This window comes from Shewanella sp. MBTL60-007, from assembly GCF_019654915.1.
Taxonomy (GTDB): domain Bacteria; phylum Pseudomonadota; class Gammaproteobacteria; order Enterobacterales; family Shewanellaceae; genus Shewanella.
In genome coordinates this window covers 49,904-66,933 of the sequence record NZ_BPET01000018.1, presented here as the reverse complement: position 1 = coordinate 66,933, position 17,030 = coordinate 49,904, and the positions used below count along the sequence as shown (strand labels likewise).

Sequence of the window (17,030 nt, the reverse complement as noted above, 5' to 3'; positions counted from 1 at the left end):
TAATGGCTCGCTTAACCTTTTTATCGCCCAATTTGAGTCTAGATCGAGTTGGTACAAACATCGGATATGCAGCTAATGACCGCTCGCGGAAACCTATTTATCGTCTCAGCGCCAAGTGGCGCAGGTAAATCATCGCTTATTTCGGCTCTGTTACGAGACCAGCCTGTAGATATGCAAGTTTCAGTTTCGCACACCACAAGGCAACCACGCCCAGGTGAAGAGAACGGTCAACACTACCACTTCGTTAATCAAGATGAGTTTAAGAGCTTAATTGCCGATGGCGCTTTTTTTGAATGGGCTGAGGTGTTTGGTAACTACTACGGCACCTCTCGTGTCACGATCGAGCAAACTCTAGAGAAGGGTATTGATGTATTTCTCGATATCGACTGGCAAGGGGCGCAGCAAGTTAAAAAGCTAATGCCTGAATCTATTGGTGTTTTTATTTTGCCACCATCAAAAACCGAACTAGAACGTCGTCTTACCGGTCGTGGACAAGATAGCGAAGAAGTGATTGCAGGCCGCATGGCACAAGCGGTTTCAGAGATGTCACACTACAATGAATATGACTTTGTTATAGTCAACGATGATTTCGACAAAGCACTGGCCGATCTTTTAGCGATCATTCGCAGTCAAAGATTAACCTCTGCTAGCCAAATTCATACGCAAAATGATATGATTAAAGATCTGTTGGCAGGCTAACTGTCTTCATGTACAATTTTGCGTCATTTTTTCAATCGATAAAACACTGGAGTTTCCAAACATGGCTCGCGTAACTGTAGAAGATGCCGTAAACCAAATCGGCAACCGTTTTGATATGATTCTGGTTGCAGCGCGTCGTGCTCGCCAAATCGCTGTGCAGGGTAAAGACCCTATGGTTGAAGAAGAGAACGACAAGCCAACGGTTATCGCCCTGCGCGAAATCGAACTAGGTTTAGTCACAGCTGATACTTTGGATGCCGATGAGCGCCAAACAGTTCGTGAACGTGAAGCAGCTGAAATCGCTGCTGTTGCTGCCATCGCTGAAGGCCGCAACGCTATATAAGGAGTGGAGTCACTTGTATCTGTTTGAAGGTCTCAAAGAGTCTGCTTCAGGTTATTTAGAACCTGAACAGGTAGAATTACTCAAGCAGGCCTATCAGGTGGCGCGCGATGCCCATGAAGGTCAGATGCGCACGAGTGGCGAACCTTATATTACCCATCCGGTTGCGGTTGCCCGCATCCTGGCCGATATGCGTCTCGATCATGAGACGCTTATGGCCGCACTCTTGCACGACACTATCGAAGACACCCCTGTCACCAAAGAAGAACTAGCTGAAATATTCAGCGACTCTATTGCTGAATTGGTTGAAGGCGTCTCCAAGCTCGATAAGCTCAAATTCCGCGATAAGAAAGAAGCCCAAGCCGAAAACTTCCGCAAAATGATGATGGCGATGACCCAAGATATCCGAGTCATCCTGATCAAGCTTGCCGATAGAACCCACAATATGCGCACCTTAGGTGCACTGCGGCCCGATAAGCGCCGTCGCATCGCCCGAGAAACCCTCGAAATTTACGCACCGATCGCCAACCGTCTTGGTATTCATAATATTAAGAGCGAGTTAGAGGAGTTAGGTTTTCAAGCCTATTACCCAATGCGACATCGCGTATTGAAAGAGGTGGTGAAAGCCGCTCGTGGCAATCGTAAAGAGCTTATCCAAAGCATCGAAGCGGCAATCAATACTCGCCTTGAAGATACTGGCCTAGAAGGCACAGTAAAAGGACGTGAGAAGAATCTTTATTCCATCTACAACAAGATGCGCAATAAAGAGCTGCAATTTCAAGAAGTGATGGATATCTATGCCTTTAGGGTCATCGTTGACTCTATCGACACTTGCTATCGCGTCATGGGCGCCATGCACGGCCTCTATAAGCCGCATCCTGGTCGCTTCAAAGATTATATCGCTATCCCTAAAGCTAACGGCTATCAGTCACTGCATACTTCACTTTTTGGTCCTCACGGCGTACCGGTTGAGATCCAAATTCGTACCGAAGATATGGACCAGATGGCAGACAAAGGGGTCGCGGCTCACTGGCTGTACAAGAAAGGCAGCGCAGCAGAGCAAGGCACAACCACTCAAGTTCGTGCTCGTAAGTGGATGCAGAGTTTGCTGGAACTTCAGCAAAGCGCTAGCACCTCTTTTGAATTTGTTGAAAACTTTAAGACCGAACTCTTCCCTGAAGAGATCTACGTGTTTACCCCTGAAGGCCGTATTTTAGAGCTACCAGTGGGCGCCACTCCAGTCGACTTCGCCTATGAAGTCCATACCGATGTGGGTAATACCTGCGTTGGTGCCAAGGTTAACCGTCAAGCTTATCCACTGAGTCAGCCACTGATCTCCGGCCAGACCGTTGAGATTATTACTGCCAATGGCGCACGTCCAAATGCAGCATGGCTTAACTTTGTAGTAACAGGTAAGGCTCGCGCCAAAATCCGCCAACTTCTAAAGAGCCTGAAAGAAGATGATGCAGTGTTACTGGGCAAGCGCCTACTTAATCACGCGCTAGGTGAGACCAAGCTAGACGGTCTATCTCAAGAGCAGATAGATAAAGTTGTTCACGATACCAAACATGACTCGCTCAACTCTTTGCTCGCTGATATTGGCCTAGGCAATGCAATGAGCATTGTTATCGCACAACGACTACTGGGTGATCAGATCGCTCCTGAAGAGCAAAAAGAAGTACCGACCATGTCGATCCGCGGCGCCGAAGGCATGCTAGTCACCTTTGCAAACTGCTGTCGCCCAATTCCTGGGGATGCGGTTATTGCCCATGTAAGCCCAGGCAAAGGCCTAGTGGTTCACATGGAAAGCTGCGCCAATATTCGTGGTTATCAAGGTGAGCCTGATAAGTACATCCCTGTACAATGGGATAGTGCTGAAGGCGTTGAATACCAAGCTAACCTGAGAGTTGAAATTGTAAACCATCAAGGTGCGCTGGCTAAAATCACCTCGATTGTGGCCGCTGCGGGTTCAAACATTCATAACTTAACCACTGAAGAGCGTGATGGGCGAGTTTTCCTCATCAACTTACGCATTTCAGTGAGAGATCGCATTCATTTAGCTAACGTGATGCGTCGGATCAGAGTACTTCCGGAAGTATTGCGTACATCGAGAAACCGTTAATTTACTTCAAATAAACAAGGAAAGAGCATGGCAGAAAAGATCATCATCGCAACCAATAAAGCACCACAAGCGATAGGCACATACTCTCAAGCTGTTAAAGTCGGTAGCACTGTGTATTTATCTGGTCAGATCCCACTCGATCCTGAATCAATGCAGATCGTTAGCGACGAATTTGAAGCTCAGGTTGTTCAAGTATTTGAAAACCTGACCGCCGTTTGCCAAGCGGCTGGCGGTTCTCTTAGCGATATCGTTAAGCTAAATATCTTTATGACAGATCTAAGCAACTTTGCCACTGTCAATGAGATAATGGGTCGCTACTTTGAACAGCCTTATCCAGCACGTGCAGCTATCGGTGTGAAGCAACTACCGAAAGATTCACTTGTTGAGATGGATGGAGTCATGGAGATCTAATCATTTCCATATCTCGATCAAACGGGCGCTACGGCGCCCATTTTATTATTTAAAACCAGCTATCCTACTAATTAGAAGCCTGCCATGAGTCCTGAACGTTTCGCCCGTATCAACCAGATGCTAGACAACCGTCAACCCGATCTTACCGTGTGCCTAGATACCGTGCACAAGGGAAATAATATCGCCGCCGTACTAAGAACGGCTGATGCAGCAGGTCTGCACGAAGTACACGCTGTTTGGTCTGATATCGAGATGCGTGTGTCAGGTAACACAGCCTCGGGTAGCCAGCAATGGGTCAAAACCCGTGTACACCACACTATGGCTGAAGCCGTTGAAGAGTTTCGGGCCAAAGACATGCAAATTTTAGCGACAACGTTTTCTGATACTGCGGTCGATTTTAGAGAGATTGATTACACCAAACCCACAGTGATTATTATGGGTAATGAGCGCGATGGCGTGAGCCCAGAAGGCATAGCTGCTGCCGACCAGCACATCATCATTCCAATGATCGGCATGGTGCAATCTCTGAACGTGTCTGTGGCTTCCGCTCTGATTATGTATGAGGCTCAACGCCAACGCACTGATGCAGGAATGTACGGCACACGTAAGCTAGATGATGCCTACTGCCAAATTAAGCTATTCGAGCAAGGCCACCCGATATACGCTAAAGCATGTCGCCGTAAGAAATTGCCTTATCCAAGAGTTGATGATCAAGGCCAAATTGTTGCCGATGAAGACTGGTGGCAAAAGATGCGCGCCCCTTCAGACGAAGAGTAATACCAATCAAGAATACCAGCACTCATGCCTATCAATGGCAGTGCTGGTATTTTTTTATCTCTAACAACCTCAATTCCCTGTGCTCGTCTACCAACCACACTCCAATCCACAACAAACTAAATTGTAACACCCGTTTGAAAAAGTTTGTCTTAGATCACATTTTTCGCCATACTCAAGATTAAAGTAGCCTGTTAAACGAACGATTAAAACAAAAAGAAATAACTAGGCTGAACTGGAATTAACAACTATCAATATGGAATTGCAATGGAATCCTCTATGAAAACCCCGATTGAGATGCTCGAACATTGGGTTGAAAAACAAGGCGATCAAGTTTATCTAAAGCAGCCTATTGACGGCAAATATAAGACCTTTACTTGGCGCGATGTTCAAACCAAAATGCAGCAGATTGCCGGCGCATTGAGACACCTAGGCCTCAATCCTGGAGACAAGGTTGCCGTACTTTCTAAAAACTGCGCCGAGTGGTTTATTACTGATTTAGCCCTTATGCACGGTGGCTATATAAGCGTACCTATCTATCCAACCGCCAATGCCGATACCATTCGCTACACCTTAGAGCACAGTGAAGCCAAAGCCATTTTTATCGGTAAACTTGATTACTGGGCGGACCAAGAAGCAGGCGTTGGCGGTGACATTCTGCGTATTGCCATGCCCTACGACACCATGCCATCTCAGTACCACTGGGATAAATTGCTCAATATGGGTCAGCCTTTAATTGATGCGCCGCTACCTACACCCGAGCAGGTAATGACCATCATCTATACCTCTGGCTCGACTGGTAAACCAAAAGGCGCAATTCAGAACTTTGCTAGCTATGCCTGGACCTGTACTGCGGTAGTGCGTGACCTTAAAACGGATGTTGAAGACAGATTACTGTCTTACTTACCGCTAGCGCATATTACCGAGCGTGTGGCGATTCAAGGCTCCTCTTTCTATTCAGGTAGCAGTGTCGCCTTTGTTGAAAGTCTAGATAGCTTCGTTGCCGACGTGCAGCGCGCTAGACCTACGGTATTTTTCTCTGTGCCGCGCCTTTGGAGCCTATTCCAGAAAAATATTATCGATAAAATCGGCTACAAGAAGCTTAACTTCCTATTAAAAGTGCCGATCATTAGCAGCATAGTGAAGCGTAAGATCCACCAAGGTTTAGGCTTGGAGCACTGCCACCTATTGGGCTCTGGTTCGGCACCGATCCCGCCATCGCTGGTTGAGTGGTATCACAATATAGGTCTCGATATCAGTGAGGCTTGGGGCATGACCGAAAACTGTGCCTACTCGATTATCAACCACCCATTCGATCCCAGAAAAATTGGCTCAGTTGGTCGCGCCGTAGAAGGCTGTGAAGCCAAGCAATCCGATGAAGGCGAACTCTTGGTTAAGAGCCCAGGCCTAATGCAGGGCTACTATAAGCAAGAAGAAGAAAGCGCTAAGTGCTTCGATAAAGATGGTTTCTTCCATACAGGGGATCTCTGCTCTATCGATGATGAAGGCAATGTCAGCATCACCGGCCGTGTTAAAGACAACTTTAAAACGGCTAAGGGTAAGTATGTTGCACCAGTACCGATCGAGCGCAAACTTGCACAAGATCCCCATGTGGAGATGATCTGTGTTATCGGTTCGGGTCTACCTCACCCTATCGCCCTAGTTCAGTTGTCAGAAGGGGCAGCGGTACAGCCAAGAGAAGAAGTGAGGGTATCGCTGAAAAACACCATAGATGCAGTAAACCCACACTTAGAGTCCCATGAAACGGTCGACGCTATCGTCATCGTCAGCGAGCCATGGGATGTAGAAAATGACGTCTTAACACCAACATTGAAGATCAAGCGCCATATTCTCGAGAAGAAGTTTAGCGACAAGGTTGATGGCATTCGTGGTGGTAAAGTCTGTTGGGAAGATGAAATCTAGTAATTGCTAAAGATATATCTTCTAAAACGGCACACTTTTACGTGTGCCGTTTTCATTTAGACCAAAATTTAGACAATTAACTAAATTTAATGATGCTAAGGCAGTTTTTGATTGCGCAATTTTTGAAAGAAACTATTCTTGCCCTCCTTTCAAGAAAATCCAATTTATAGAGTTAACCATGTTTATTTTATTGTCGATACTCGGCGGTTTTTTAATCCTTACTTTAGGGGCTGAAGCCTTAGTAAGAGGCGCGAGCCAAATTGCACTTAGATTAGGGCTTACTCCTCTAATTATTGGCTTAACCATCGTTGCCTTTGGTACCAGTGCGCCTGAACTTGCAGTGAGCGTAAAATCTGCCATTGCAGGCAATAGCGGTATTGCACTAGGTAACGTGATTGGCTCAAACATTGCCAACATCGGCCTGATCTTAGGTATCACAGCACTTATCCGCCCAATCAAGATTGAGTCTCAGATGGTACGCCGTGACATTCCAATCATGATAGCGGCATCGCTACTGTTCTGGAGTCTGCTACTCGATGGCGGCTTGAGCTTCTGGGATGGTGCGATTCTTTCTGCGCTGCTTGTGGCTTACTTGACCTTTAGCTACTTCACGGCCGAGAAACAGAGCGATGATGATGTAACCGATACCAAGCAAAATCCTCTGTTGTCGGTACTGTTTATCGTTATCGGTATTAGTATGCTGGTTGGCGGCGGTATTCTATTTGTTGATGGCGCTGTAGCCTTAGCTAAATCATTCGGCATTAGCGAAGTGATTATCGGCTTAACCATTGTGGCTATCGGTACCAGTATGCCTGAACTCGTTACCTCGATTGTTGCCGCGCTAAAAGGCGAAAGTGATATCGCAATTGGTAACGTTGTAGGTTCAAACCTATTCAATATTTTAGGTATTTTAGGTGTTACCGCACTTATTCACCCAATTATTGGTGGCGAAATCAGCAATCTAGATTGGAGCGCAATGATTGCCTTTGCAGTGATCTTATTGCCATTTGCCTACACAGGTTTACGCATTGGTCGCCGTGAAGCTGGCTTACTGGTGATTGGCTACGTGGCTTATATCGGCTATTTAGTTGCACAAGCTTAATTAGCTCAATTCCGCTCGTATTAAACGGCCTAAATTGCACTTCGCATTTTAGGCCGTTTTTGTTTCTATCCCTAGTCAATACTCAAGTTATATCGACCAACTGGGTTTAGCACAATCCGATTGAGCTGCTTGACTCTCAAGCAAATAAGCGCCAAATTTGCGTAAACCTATAACTCTGATAATATATGTATAAATTTACAGTGTTTGAGTGCTAACAGATTGCAAAGACTCGATCTTGTTCCAATAACCGATCTCAAGGGCGTTGCCAGTAAAATGGCCGAGAGATTAGCAAAGCTAGGAATTACAACAGTGCAAGACCTGTTGTTTCACCTGCCGCTGCGTTATGAGGATCGTACTCAAGTCTACCCTATTGCCTCGCTTTATCCTGGCAGTTACGGCACCATAGAAGCCGTCATTCAGTCCAGCCAAATTATTCAAGGGCGTAAGCGCATGCTGACCTGCACTGTGCGCGACGACAGTGGCAGTTTAACCCTGCGCTTTTTCAATTTCTCAGTCGCTCAACGTAACGGGCTAGAGATAGGCATGACCATTCGTGCTTACGGTGAGATCCGTCGCGGCAAACACAACGCAGAAATCATTCATCCTGAATATAAATTGATTGCTCCCGGTGAAGATCTGCAACTGAGTGACACGCTCACGCCAGTTTACCCAACCACTGAAGGGTTAAAGCAAGCAAGCTGGATCAAGCTCACCGAGCAGGCACTCGCAATGTTAGATAATGGCGGCCTACATGAGCTGCTGCCGCCACACCTGCAACCAAACAACTTAGATTTAAAGCAGGCACTGCAGATCCTACATAGACCCAATAACCAAATTTCATTGTTCGAGCTAGAGCAAGGCACGCATCCGGCGCAGCAACGTCTTATCCAAGAAGAGTTACTCGCGCACAACTTAAGTATGCTTCGCCTGCGTCAGCGCAGTAACCGTGACAGTGCGGTAAGCATGCATGCTACAGGTCAGCTACTAAACCCATTTTTAGCCTCTTTGCCCTTTAAGCCTACCGGCGCGCAACAACGAGTTGTAGCCGATATTACTCAAGACTTGGCTAAACACGAGCCGATGATGCGTCTCGTGCAAGGTGACGTTGGATCAGGTAAAACCTTAGTCGCTGCCTTAGCAGCACTACAGGCGATTGAGAGCGGCTATCAGGTCGCCATGATGGCTCCAACCGAGCTACTGGCAGAGCAGCATGCCATTAACTTTTCCGCTTGGTTCGAGCCTCTAGGGCTTAAGGTCGGCTGGCTTGCAGGTAAGCTTAAGGGTAAAGCCAGAGCCCAATCGCTGGCGGATATCGAATCCGGTGACGCTCATATTGTGATTGGTACCCATGCTATCTTCCAAGAGCAGGTGGTATTCAATAAGTTAGCGCTAATTATTATCGATGAACAACATAGATTTGGCGTGCATCAACGTTTAGGGCTACGAGAGAAAGGCATCAGTCAGGGCTTCCATCCACACCAGCTAATTATGACTGCTACCCCTATCCCACGCACCTTAGCGATGACCGCCTATGCCGATCTCGACACTTCGATTATCGATGAGCTGCCACCAGGTAGAACACCTGTTACTACGGTTGCGGTTTCCGATCAGCGCCGCGAAGAGGTAATCGACCGCGTACGCAAGGCAGCCCTAAATGATAAGCGTCAAGCCTACTGGGTCTGCACCTTGATTGAAGAATCTGAAGCGCTGGAGTGCCAAGCCGCCGAAGATACTGCCGAAGAGTTGAAACGAGCACTGCCTGAGCTGAAAATTGGCTTAGTTCACGGCCGTATGAAACCAGCTGAAAAGCAGCAAATTATGGCCGACTTTAAGGCTGGTGAACTCAACTTACTGGTCGCAACCACGGTAATCGAAGTTGGTGTGGACGTACCTAACGCCAGCCTGATGATTATCGAAAACCCCGAGCGTCTAGGGCTAGCTCAACTGCATCAACTTAGGGGGCGAGTTGGCCGTGGTGCCGTTGCTAGCCACTGTGTGCTGCTATACAAGGCACCACTATCGGCAACGGCTACCAAAAGGCTCGGTGTACTCAGGCAGAGTAACGATGGCTTTGTGATTGCTCAGCAAGACTTGGAGATCCGCGGACCTGGTGAGGTATTAGGCACCAAACAAACCGGTATCGCCGATATGAAAATTGCCGATCTGATGCGTGATCAAGCCCTTATCCCCCATGTACAGAAGCTCGCCGCCCACGTTATGCAACAAGCGCCCGACTGCGTCGATGCCATCATCGAACGCTGGCTAGGTGATCGTGAGCAATTCGTACAAGCGTAAACGACTCATTTAGACTGCTTTCGAAATTAAATATCCTTAATAGAGCTTCAGCCTATAGACAATCTGTTGGATTTTTGCAGAATGGATTGAAGCTATACTTTACTTATTAGTCCTATCACTGCGCGGTAGCAGAGGAGTTAAAATGCAACTCAGTCAAGAAGATAGAATTTCCCCTCAGGAGAAGAGCTCTGGCACCAATGGTCTGGCAATTTTGGCTATAGTGGCTGTGGTGGCACTATCTGCTGGCGGCTACTACTACCTCAGTGGCAATGAAAAAGTCGAAGAGCCTCAAGTGATAGCCCCAGTGGTTATTCCTGATCCTGTACCTGAACAGCCACTTGAAACTGAAGCAGTTCCTGAGCCTGAAGTGATAATAGAAGCTGAACCTGTACAGTTACCGGAAGTCGATCAGACTCCACAAGTCGAGCCGCTGCCAACACTCGCGGAGAGTGACGACTTCGTTCACCAGAAAGTTACTGACGTTGCCGACGGTATGGCGATTGAGCCGCTATTGATTGAAAATAATCTAGTGCGTCAATTTGTAGTGTTTGTCGATAACCTAGCCCAGGGCGAACTGGCTCGCAAAGTGAGCCCGCTCAAGGCACCAAATAATAGCTTTACCGTATCGGAGATCGCCAACAAGACCTACATCAACCCTGATAGTTACCATAGATATGATCTCTATGCCGATTTCCTAGCTAGCCTCAATGATGAGGAGTTAGCGAAAACCTACAAGGAGCTTACGCCATTATTGAGCGAAGCATTTGTCGAGCTAGGCTATAACGACATCTCATTCGATGAGCGTATGCAGGAGGCGATTGAGGTGATGTTGGATGCACCGATAATCGAACAGCCCATCGAGCTAGATGGTGTGAGTGTAAACTACCAGTTTGTCGATCCAAAACTTGAAGCACTGCCAAATGCGCAGAAGTTAATGATCCGTATGGGACCTGAAAACTCACGCAAAGTAAAATCAGCACTACGTCGGTTACAGCAGCATCTAAATTAGGCCATCACAGCCGTTAAATCGTTTCTTCAAGAGCCCTGAATTAACAGGGCTCTCATTCAAAGCCAACATTTATTCACCTCCCTCTCACCTTTAAGCGACACCTGTATCATAAAAGAGCTTATTAAGCCCTGCATTTATGATGTAGAATAGCGGCTCTAAATAACATTATATTTGACCACTTACAGACATAATTGCTGTCGTCGGTCAGCACTATCTTTTTACCAGTCAAGGTGATACGAAAGGATATTCGGATCTAAGGCGATGCATTTGAAGTTTAGCATTCTTTCATGGGGCGCCTGGTCGCCGCAGTACCAACAAGCCAATGAATGGTTAAATTGGCCATGCATAGCCCCAAACGACTCTATACAGCGCTCAGCTGTGCCAAAACTGGCTCATGTGCCTGCTATGCAGCGTAGAAGACTCAGCAAACTCACTAAAATCATCCTAGAAGCCGTATCTCAGTGTGCTCCGCCTGAGCAATGCCGTAGCATATTTTCCTCGCAACACGGCGAGATTAATCGCACAGTTGGCTTACTTAACGATATTGTTGCCGAGCAGCCACTATCCCCTACTGGTTTTAGTCAGTCGGTACACAACACTGCCAGTGGTATTTTCAGTATTTTAACGGGTAATCAGGCTGCCTCGACCTCCATTGCGGCGTGCAAGAATAGCTTTTCTCAAGCTTTCATCGAAGCCTTTGGACAACTGCACGCCGATCCTGAACCACTATTATTAGCCTATGCGGACGAGCCCGTGCCACAAGTTTATCAGCAGTTCTCCTCTGAACCGGAGTGGCCTATTGCCATCGCCTTTATGCTGGCTCCAGCAAATTGCCAGCAAGGTGCTATCGCGAGTTTGAACTTAACTGCCGACAAACGGGAACATAGAGATGAACGTGAGCAGCTCTGTTTCGGCCAGTTACTCGCAAGCCTTGCGGCTAAGCAGAGTATCTCAGGTTATTTGGCGGGATGGCATTGGGAGCTAATCTGCTATGACTAAGTCTTTAGCAAGTAAATCATCCCAGAGAGCCCAACCTCTCGCACCTAAGTTAACTGGCTTGGCCTATGTGCCACGCTGGCTTGGCGGCACCGCTTGCTATATCGCCTTCGGCCTTGGTGGCCTTTTAAGTTCGCTTACTATCCTGCCCATCCTGCGATTCTGGCCTGGTACGCCCCAGCAGCGTATCGAGCGGGTACAGCGCGCCGTACACATTATGTTTAAAGGATTCGTAAAAATGCTCACCTGGGCTGGCGTGATTAATGTCAGTCATGGAGACTTGAGTCGTCTTCGCGATGCAAAAGGCGTGATAGTCACTGCAAATCATCCCACCTTAGTCGATGTGGTCGTGCTTATCAGCTTGATGCCAAATGCAGGCTGTATCGTTAAGCAAGGGCTATGGCGCAACCCCTTTTTAAGAGGGGTAGTCTCTTGTGCGGGTTACATTCCCAACCGCGGGGCAGAGCTGCTATTGGAGGACTGCAAATCGGTACTTGAACGCGGCACGAATTTAATTATTTTCCCCGAGGGAACCCGCACTGTCATAGGTGAAAAAGTGAACCCCTTTGCACGTGGGGCCGCCAATATCACCCTGAGAACACGAAGCGACCTATTGCCTGTATTTCTGAAAACCAATACTGTTGGACTCAGTAAGCAGCAGGCTTGGTATCAGCTGCCTAGACGAACCATAGGCATGCATATCGAAATAGGCGAAACACTCCCCTATTTACGTTATGATGCCTGTGCAGGCGGCGATGCAAAAATGGCACGACAGATGACTCGTGACCTAGAAAATTATTATAAACAACAATTAGATAGATACTTATGAGCCTAGATAACGAAGTAAAACAACTAATCATTGACTGTCTCGACCTTGAAGACGTCAGCATTGAAGATATCGACTCACAGGCACCGCTATTTGGTGAAGGCCTTGGACTCGACTCTATCGATGCATTGGAGCTTGGCCTTGCCATCAAAAAGCAATTTGATGTGAAGATTGAAGCAAACTCAGATGCAACAAAACAGCATTTCTATAGCGTTGCCAGCTTGGTCAGTTTCATTGAGTCACAGCGGGTCTAGGGGGAAGTATGCAAAGTCGTGAACAGATCCTTGAAATGTTGACAGAGATCCTCGTCGAAGAATTCGAGATTGACGCAGAAGATATCACCCTAGAAGCTTCTCTGTATGAAGAGCTAGATCTAGACAGCATCGATGCTGTCGATTTGGTGATTAAGCTACAACAGATGACAGGCAAAAAGATTAAGCCTGAAGAGTTTAAAGCGGTGAGAACCGTAGATGACGTTGTGTCGGCTATCGAAGGCTTAGTTAAAGAGTAATGCGATTAATCCTGCAAATAGTGACGACCCTTGTGGTAATAGGCTACCCGCTGGCGGTCTATTTTGGTCTACACTATTTGCCTGCTGGCAGCATAGCACTCGCATTGTGCGCGGTCTTGGTCCTACGACTGGTGCTGCAACAGCAGCAAGTAAAGGCGCTTATGCTGCCGCTCCTTGTGGGTATAGGTTTAACGGCTGGTAGTTTTGTAGCCAAAGAAAATCACTGGCTACTCTTCTATCCAGTAGTGATAAACCTCACCATGCTGGCGCTTTTTGGCTATTCACTAAGGCGTGGGCCCAGCATGATAGAGAGGCTGGCGAGATTAAAGGAGCCAGAACTGCCCGATGAGGCAATCGGCTACCTCAAGACTGTTACCTTAGTTTGGTGCGGTTTGTTTATCTTTAATGGCGCAATGGCGCTTTATACCGCACTCTATGCCAGTCTAGAAACATGGACGCTTTATAACGGGCTGATCGCCTATCTGCTTATCGGGTCGCTACTTGGTGGCGAATGGTTATACAGAACATTTTGGTTGAAAAAGTCATGACGGATCTCCTTAAATCTTGGCTCTGCCAAGGCCCAGCTGCTCAGCAGCTAATTAGCTTCAATCATCACGATATCGTGACGGGTTCTGCATTTACCGCCCAAGTCGCCCAGCTGCAACAGCAACTCATTGACTCTGACTCCCAGCGTTGGCTGCTATGTTGCGATAGCAGCGATCTGTTTGCCGTTGGACTGTGTGCAGGATTACTCGCGGGGAAGCAGGTTGTACTGCCCGCAAACAGACAAGCGGGAACCTTGAGCCAACTGACCCACGAGTTCGATGGCGTACTCTCCGATATGCCCATCTGTGAAGGCAAAGCATTCTTGCGTCTCGATAAAGATCTCAACCCACCCGCGAGTGAATGGCCGCAAACCAATGACTTAGGTGAGCTAGTTCTATTCACCTCAGGTAGCAGCGGAAAGCCTAAGCGAGTCGTAAAATCTATCGAGCAGCTCGATGCCGAAGTCAGCGTACTAGAGCAGACTTTTGCCGAGCACCTGCCCCACTGCAGCGTCATCTCAACCGTCTCTCATCAGCATATTTACGGTCTCCTGTTTAAGATCCTTTGGCCTCTGGCGGCGAGTCGCCCATTCCTAAGCGATCTGGTCGAATACCCTGAGACCTTAAACTATTACGCCAACCTATTTCCAAATCTGTGTTTGATCAGTAGTCCGGCCCAATTGTCTCGATTGCCCGACGCGCTCGATAACGAGCGTCAACTGCGTGCACCGAGTTTAGTCTTTAGTTCTGGCGGGCCGTTAAGTTTTGATGCGTCTAAAGCCGTGGCACATTGCTATGGGCAGGCACCGATAGAGGTGTTTGGCAGCACCGAAACCGGTGGTATAGCCTATCGTCGTCAACACCAGCCTAACGCAGACTGGCAAGCTTTTGCGCCAATTGAGATCCAGCAAGATCCAAGCGATGGTGCACTAGTACTCAAATCGCCCTACCTGCCAGATAGTGAATGGCTAAAATGCGATGATAAAATTGACCTGCACGCCAATGGTAAATTTACCCTTCAAGGCCGCTTAGACCGAATTATCAAGGTGGAAGAGAAGCGCTTGTCGCTGGTGCAGATGGAGTCACTGTTAGAGAGTCACCCTTATGTGGCTAAAGCCGCGCTGGTGATGCTCGAACAGCCTAGAGTGCAGCTCGGCGCAGCCATTGAGCTTTCAGCCCAAGGGATGGAACAACTCGAAGCAAATGGCAAGTTGGCACTCAATAACCAACTGAAAAATCACCTGTTGTCACAGTTTGAACGAGTCACCCTACCTAGACGTTGGCGCTATGTAGAACAGCTGCCACTGGATCAGCAGGGGAAGCGTGTTCAATCTAGCATGTTAGCCCTATTCGATATCGATAAGTTTAAGAGCAAATGATTAGATCTAAATTGCCCACCATCATCAGTTGCAGCAAGAACCAAGACTCTGTGACTTGGCGGCTCAATATTGCAGCCGATCTCGACTATTTTAATGGCCACTTTCCAGAGCAACCCGTACTGCCAGGCGTGACTCAGCTCGATTGGGCGATAAAGCTCGGCTGTGAGCATTTCGGGTACGCCATAGATGTCGCAACCTTAGAGGTTCTAAAGTTTCAACAACTCATGTTGCCCGGCACTCAAGTAGATCTCAACATCAGCCACAATGCAGCCAAGGCTAAGCTTACGTTTGCCTACAGCGATGGCGATAAGCGCTTTGCATCGGGACGCATTGCACTCAATGGTGCCTCTAACACAGCGGATGCAAACTAATGCGTCTAGCTCTGGTTATTCCCAACTACAATCATCGCGGCGCAATCGAGAAGACGCTAGCTCGCCTCGCGGCTTTTGAGCTCCCCTGCTATCTGATTAACGATGGCAGTGACGATGACACTCGCTTTCTGCTCATCGAGCTGGCTAAGAAATATGATTGGGTGACACTGATCCACCACCCATTTAATCGCGGCAAAGGTGCGGCGGTGATGACAGGCCTGCGCAGAGCCTACGCCGATGGTTTCACCCACGCGCTGCAGGTCGATGCCGACGGTCAGCACGATTTAGATGATATTCCGGCGATGATCGCCCGTGCAGAATCAGCACCAGAGGCACTAATCTCCGGCCTTCCACAGTACGACGAATCCGTACCTAAGGGCCGTTTGTATGGCCGCTATATCACCCACTTCTGGGTGTGGATAGAGACCTTAAGCTTTGATATTCAAGACTCCATGTGTGGCTTTCGAGTTTACCCACTGGCGGCAACAGAGAAGCTATTTTTAAGCCACGCCTTGGGCGAGCGCATGGATTTCGATATCGAAGTGCTGGTGCGCCTCTATTGGCAAGGTGTCCCGGTTATCCATCTGCCAACACGGGTGATCTACCCCGAAGATGGTGTCAGTCATTTCCAAGGCCTCAAAGACAATGTGCGCATCTCACTGATGCACAGCAAACTCTTCTTTGGCATGTTGTTACGTCAGCCCAAGAAGCTGTTGCACAAACTGACTAGGCCGAGCCAGAACAAACACTGGTCCAGCATGGGTGAACGTGGCAGCTACTGGGGAATTAAGCTGCTAGCCCAAAGCTACCGCTTAGGTGGGCACTGGCTGTGCCGCGTCATCATGTATCCGGTGATCTGCTACTTCTTTATCACAGGCACCACGGCGCGAACCGCATCGAAGCAGTTTTTAACCCATGTGAAGCACCAGCGTCCTAACCACCCACAGTTGGGGGAGCCACTCAGCTGGCGCGATAGTCTGAAGCACTTTTTCGCCTTCGGTAATGCCGCCCTCGATAGAATCGATGCCTGGTGCGATCGTATCAAGCTCTCAGAGGTGGACTTTCCCAACCGTGAAATGCTCGCCAGCCAACTTGCTGCCGGCAATGGCGCCGTGTTACTGGTCTCACACCTAGGTAATTTAGAGCTGTGCCGCGCGATCTCAATCCACCAGCGCCAAGTCAAGGTTAACGTCATGGTGCTGACGCAAAACGCCGAGAACTTTAATCGGGTGCTCAAGCAGCTTAACCCTGATAGCTCACTGAATCTTATTCAGGTGACCGAGCTCGGCCCGAGCACCTCGATGCTACTACAGCAAAAGATTGAAGCCGGTGAACTGGTAGTAATTGCCGGAGACAGGACCTCGTCTCAAACGGCTGGACGGGTGATCTACCAAGAATTTTTAGGTGAGCAGGCCGCATTCCCACAAGGGCCGTTCATTTTGGCGGGGCTGCTGGACTGTCCGGTTTATACCATGTTCTGTCTGCGCCAAAATGGTCGCTATCATGTTCACCTTGAGCACTTCGCCGATACCTTAAAAGGCCCAAGAGCGGGACGCGCCGAAAGGCTTGAGCAAGCCGTAAACGAATTTAGCAGTCGCTTGGAGCGTTTTGCCCTGAGTGAGCCACTGCAATGGTTTAATTTTTATGATTTTTGGCGCAAGGATGAAGAGTTCCAGCGTGCCGATGCGCAAAGCAGTCGCGGCAGTAGTCGTAGCAGTAAAGGATAA

General features: G+C 48.2%; 17 protein-coding genes. All 17 read left to right on the top strand.

From position 1 onward, the window contains the following. Window positions 1-75 precede the first annotated feature (75 nt). Window positions 76-699, top strand: a complete 624-nt coding sequence (gene gmk / locus K5Q92_RS08585) for a guanylate kinase (protein ID WP_220768590.1) — start codon at window positions 76-78, stop codon at window positions 697-699. Between the two features lie 61 nt (window positions 700-760). Beyond that, the gene (gene rpoZ / locus K5Q92_RS08580) at window positions 761-1,042 is read left to right on the top strand and encodes a DNA-directed RNA polymerase subunit omega (RefSeq protein ID WP_012275521.1); all 282 of its coding nucleotides are present in this window, start codon (window positions 761-763) and stop codon (window positions 1,040-1,042) included. Window positions 1,043-1,055: 13 nt separating this feature from the next. Then, window positions 1,056-3,161, top strand: coding sequence for a bifunctional GTP diphosphokinase/guanosine-3',5'-bis pyrophosphate 3'-pyrophosphohydrolase (spoT, locus tag K5Q92_RS08575; RefSeq protein ID WP_220768610.1), 2,106 nt, complete (start codon window positions 1,056-1,058; stop codon window positions 3,159-3,161). A 27-nt stretch (window positions 3,162-3,188) separates the two neighbouring features. Further along, window positions 3,189-3,572, top strand: coding sequence for a RidA family protein (locus K5Q92_RS08570; protein ID WP_220768589.1), 384 nt, complete (start codon window positions 3,189-3,191; stop codon window positions 3,570-3,572). Between the two features lie 84 nt (window positions 3,573-3,656). After that, window positions 3,657-4,349, top strand: a complete 693-nt coding sequence (gene trmH / locus K5Q92_RS08565; protein WP_220768588.1) for a tRNA (guanosine(18)-2'-O)-methyltransferase TrmH — start codon at window positions 3,657-3,659, stop codon at window positions 4,347-4,349. 264 nt (window positions 4,350-4,613) lie between these two features. After that, a complete protein-coding gene (locus K5Q92_RS08560) occupies window positions 4,614-6,269 on the top strand; it encodes an AMP-binding protein (protein ID WP_220768587.1) in 1,656 nt (551 codons plus the stop codon). 178 nt (window positions 6,270-6,447) lie between these two features. Next, window positions 6,448-7,371 (top strand): calcium/sodium antiporter, encoded by a 924-nt coding sequence (locus tag K5Q92_RS08555; RefSeq protein ID WP_220768586.1) that lies wholly within the window; start codon window positions 6,448-6,450, stop codon window positions 7,369-7,371. Window positions 7,372-7,590: 219 nt separating this feature from the next. Next, window positions 7,591-9,666, top strand: a complete 2,076-nt coding sequence (gene recG / locus K5Q92_RS08550) for an ATP-dependent DNA helicase RecG (RefSeq protein ID WP_220768585.1) — start codon at window positions 7,591-7,593, stop codon at window positions 9,664-9,666. Window positions 9,667-9,808: 142 nt separating this feature from the next. Then, on the top strand, window positions 9,809-10,675 hold the full coding sequence (locus tag K5Q92_RS08545) for a DUF3014 domain-containing protein (protein WP_220768584.1): 867 nt from the start codon (window positions 9,809-9,811) through the stop codon (window positions 10,673-10,675). A 261-nt stretch (window positions 10,676-10,936) separates the two neighbouring features. After that, on the top strand, window positions 10,937-11,674 hold the full coding sequence (locus K5Q92_RS08540) for a beta-ketoacyl synthase chain length factor (RefSeq protein ID WP_220768583.1): 738 nt from the start codon (window positions 10,937-10,939) through the stop codon (window positions 11,672-11,674). Then, window positions 11,667-12,500: a 1-acyl-sn-glycerol-3-phosphate acyltransferase gene (locus K5Q92_RS08535; RefSeq protein WP_220768582.1), complete on the top strand. Its 834-nt coding sequence runs from the start codon at window positions 11,667-11,669 to the stop codon at window positions 12,498-12,500. The genes K5Q92_RS08540 and K5Q92_RS08535 overlap by 8 nt, the downstream gene beginning before the upstream one ends. Further along, on the top strand, window positions 12,497-12,751 hold the full coding sequence (locus K5Q92_RS08530) for a phosphopantetheine-binding protein (RefSeq protein ID WP_220768581.1): 255 nt from the start codon (window positions 12,497-12,499) through the stop codon (window positions 12,749-12,751). The genes K5Q92_RS08535 and K5Q92_RS08530 overlap by 4 nt, the downstream gene beginning before the upstream one ends. Window positions 12,752-12,759: 8 nt before the next feature. Further along, entirely contained in the window at window positions 12,760-13,008 is a 249-nt protein-coding gene (locus K5Q92_RS08525; RefSeq protein ID WP_220768580.1) for an acyl carrier protein, read from the top strand. Then, on the top strand, window positions 13,008-13,556 hold the full coding sequence (locus tag K5Q92_RS08520) for a hypothetical protein (protein WP_220768579.1): 549 nt from the start codon (window positions 13,008-13,010) through the stop codon (window positions 13,554-13,556). The genes K5Q92_RS08525 and K5Q92_RS08520 overlap by 1 nt, the downstream gene beginning before the upstream one ends. Continuing rightward, a complete protein-coding gene (locus K5Q92_RS08515) occupies window positions 13,553-14,932 on the top strand; it encodes an AMP-binding protein (protein WP_220768609.1) in 1,380 nt (459 codons plus the stop codon). The genes K5Q92_RS08520 and K5Q92_RS08515 overlap by 4 nt, the downstream gene beginning before the upstream one ends. After that, window positions 14,929-15,303 carry a thioester dehydrase gene (locus K5Q92_RS08510; RefSeq protein WP_220768578.1) on the top strand — a complete coding sequence of 125 codons (375 nt, stop codon included), beginning with the start codon at window positions 14,929-14,931 and terminating at the stop codon, window positions 15,301-15,303. Before K5Q92_RS08515 ends, K5Q92_RS08510 begins: the two co-directional genes overlap by 4 nt. Continuing rightward, window positions 15,303-17,030, top strand: coding sequence for a glycosyltransferase (locus tag K5Q92_RS08505; protein WP_220768577.1), 1,728 nt, complete (start codon window positions 15,303-15,305; stop codon window positions 17,028-17,030). Before K5Q92_RS08510 ends, K5Q92_RS08505 begins: the two co-directional genes overlap by 1 nt.

Coding starts and splice junctions, on each gene's coding strand:
- K5Q92_RS08540 (WP_220768583.1), top strand. CDS start 10,937: ATGCATTTGAAGTTTAGCATTCTTTCATGGGGCGCCTGGTCGCCGCAG.
- K5Q92_RS08515 (WP_220768609.1), top strand. CDS start 13,553: ATGACGGATCTCCTTAAATCTTGGCTCTGCCAAGGCCCAGCTGCTCAG.
- gmk (WP_220768590.1), top strand. CDS start 76: ATGACCGCTCGCGGAAACCTATTTATCGTCTCAGCGCCAAGTGGCGCA.
- K5Q92_RS08505 (WP_220768577.1), top strand. CDS start 15,303: ATGCGTCTAGCTCTGGTTATTCCCAACTACAATCATCGCGGCGCAATC.
- K5Q92_RS08520 (WP_220768579.1), top strand. CDS start 13,008: ATGCGATTAATCCTGCAAATAGTGACGACCCTTGTGGTAATAGGCTAC.
- K5Q92_RS08570 (WP_220768589.1), top strand. CDS start 3,189: ATGGCAGAAAAGATCATCATCGCAACCAATAAAGCACCACAAGCGATA.
- K5Q92_RS08560 (WP_220768587.1), top strand. CDS start 4,614: ATGGAATCCTCTATGAAAACCCCGATTGAGATGCTCGAACATTGGGTT.
- trmH (WP_220768588.1), top strand. CDS start 3,657: ATGAGTCCTGAACGTTTCGCCCGTATCAACCAGATGCTAGACAACCGT.
- rpoZ (WP_012275521.1), top strand. CDS start 761: ATGGCTCGCGTAACTGTAGAAGATGCCGTAAACCAAATCGGCAACCGT.
- K5Q92_RS08530 (WP_220768581.1), top strand. CDS start 12,497: ATGAGCCTAGATAACGAAGTAAAACAACTAATCATTGACTGTCTCGAC.
- K5Q92_RS08555 (WP_220768586.1), top strand. CDS start 6,448: ATGTTTATTTTATTGTCGATACTCGGCGGTTTTTTAATCCTTACTTTA.
- K5Q92_RS08510 (WP_220768578.1), top strand. CDS start 14,929: ATGATTAGATCTAAATTGCCCACCATCATCAGTTGCAGCAAGAACCAA.
- K5Q92_RS08525 (WP_220768580.1), top strand. CDS start 12,760: ATGCAAAGTCGTGAACAGATCCTTGAAATGTTGACAGAGATCCTCGTC.
- K5Q92_RS08535 (WP_220768582.1), top strand. CDS start 11,667: ATGACTAAGTCTTTAGCAAGTAAATCATCCCAGAGAGCCCAACCTCTC.
- K5Q92_RS08545 (WP_220768584.1), top strand. CDS start 9,809: ATGCAACTCAGTCAAGAAGATAGAATTTCCCCTCAGGAGAAGAGCTCT.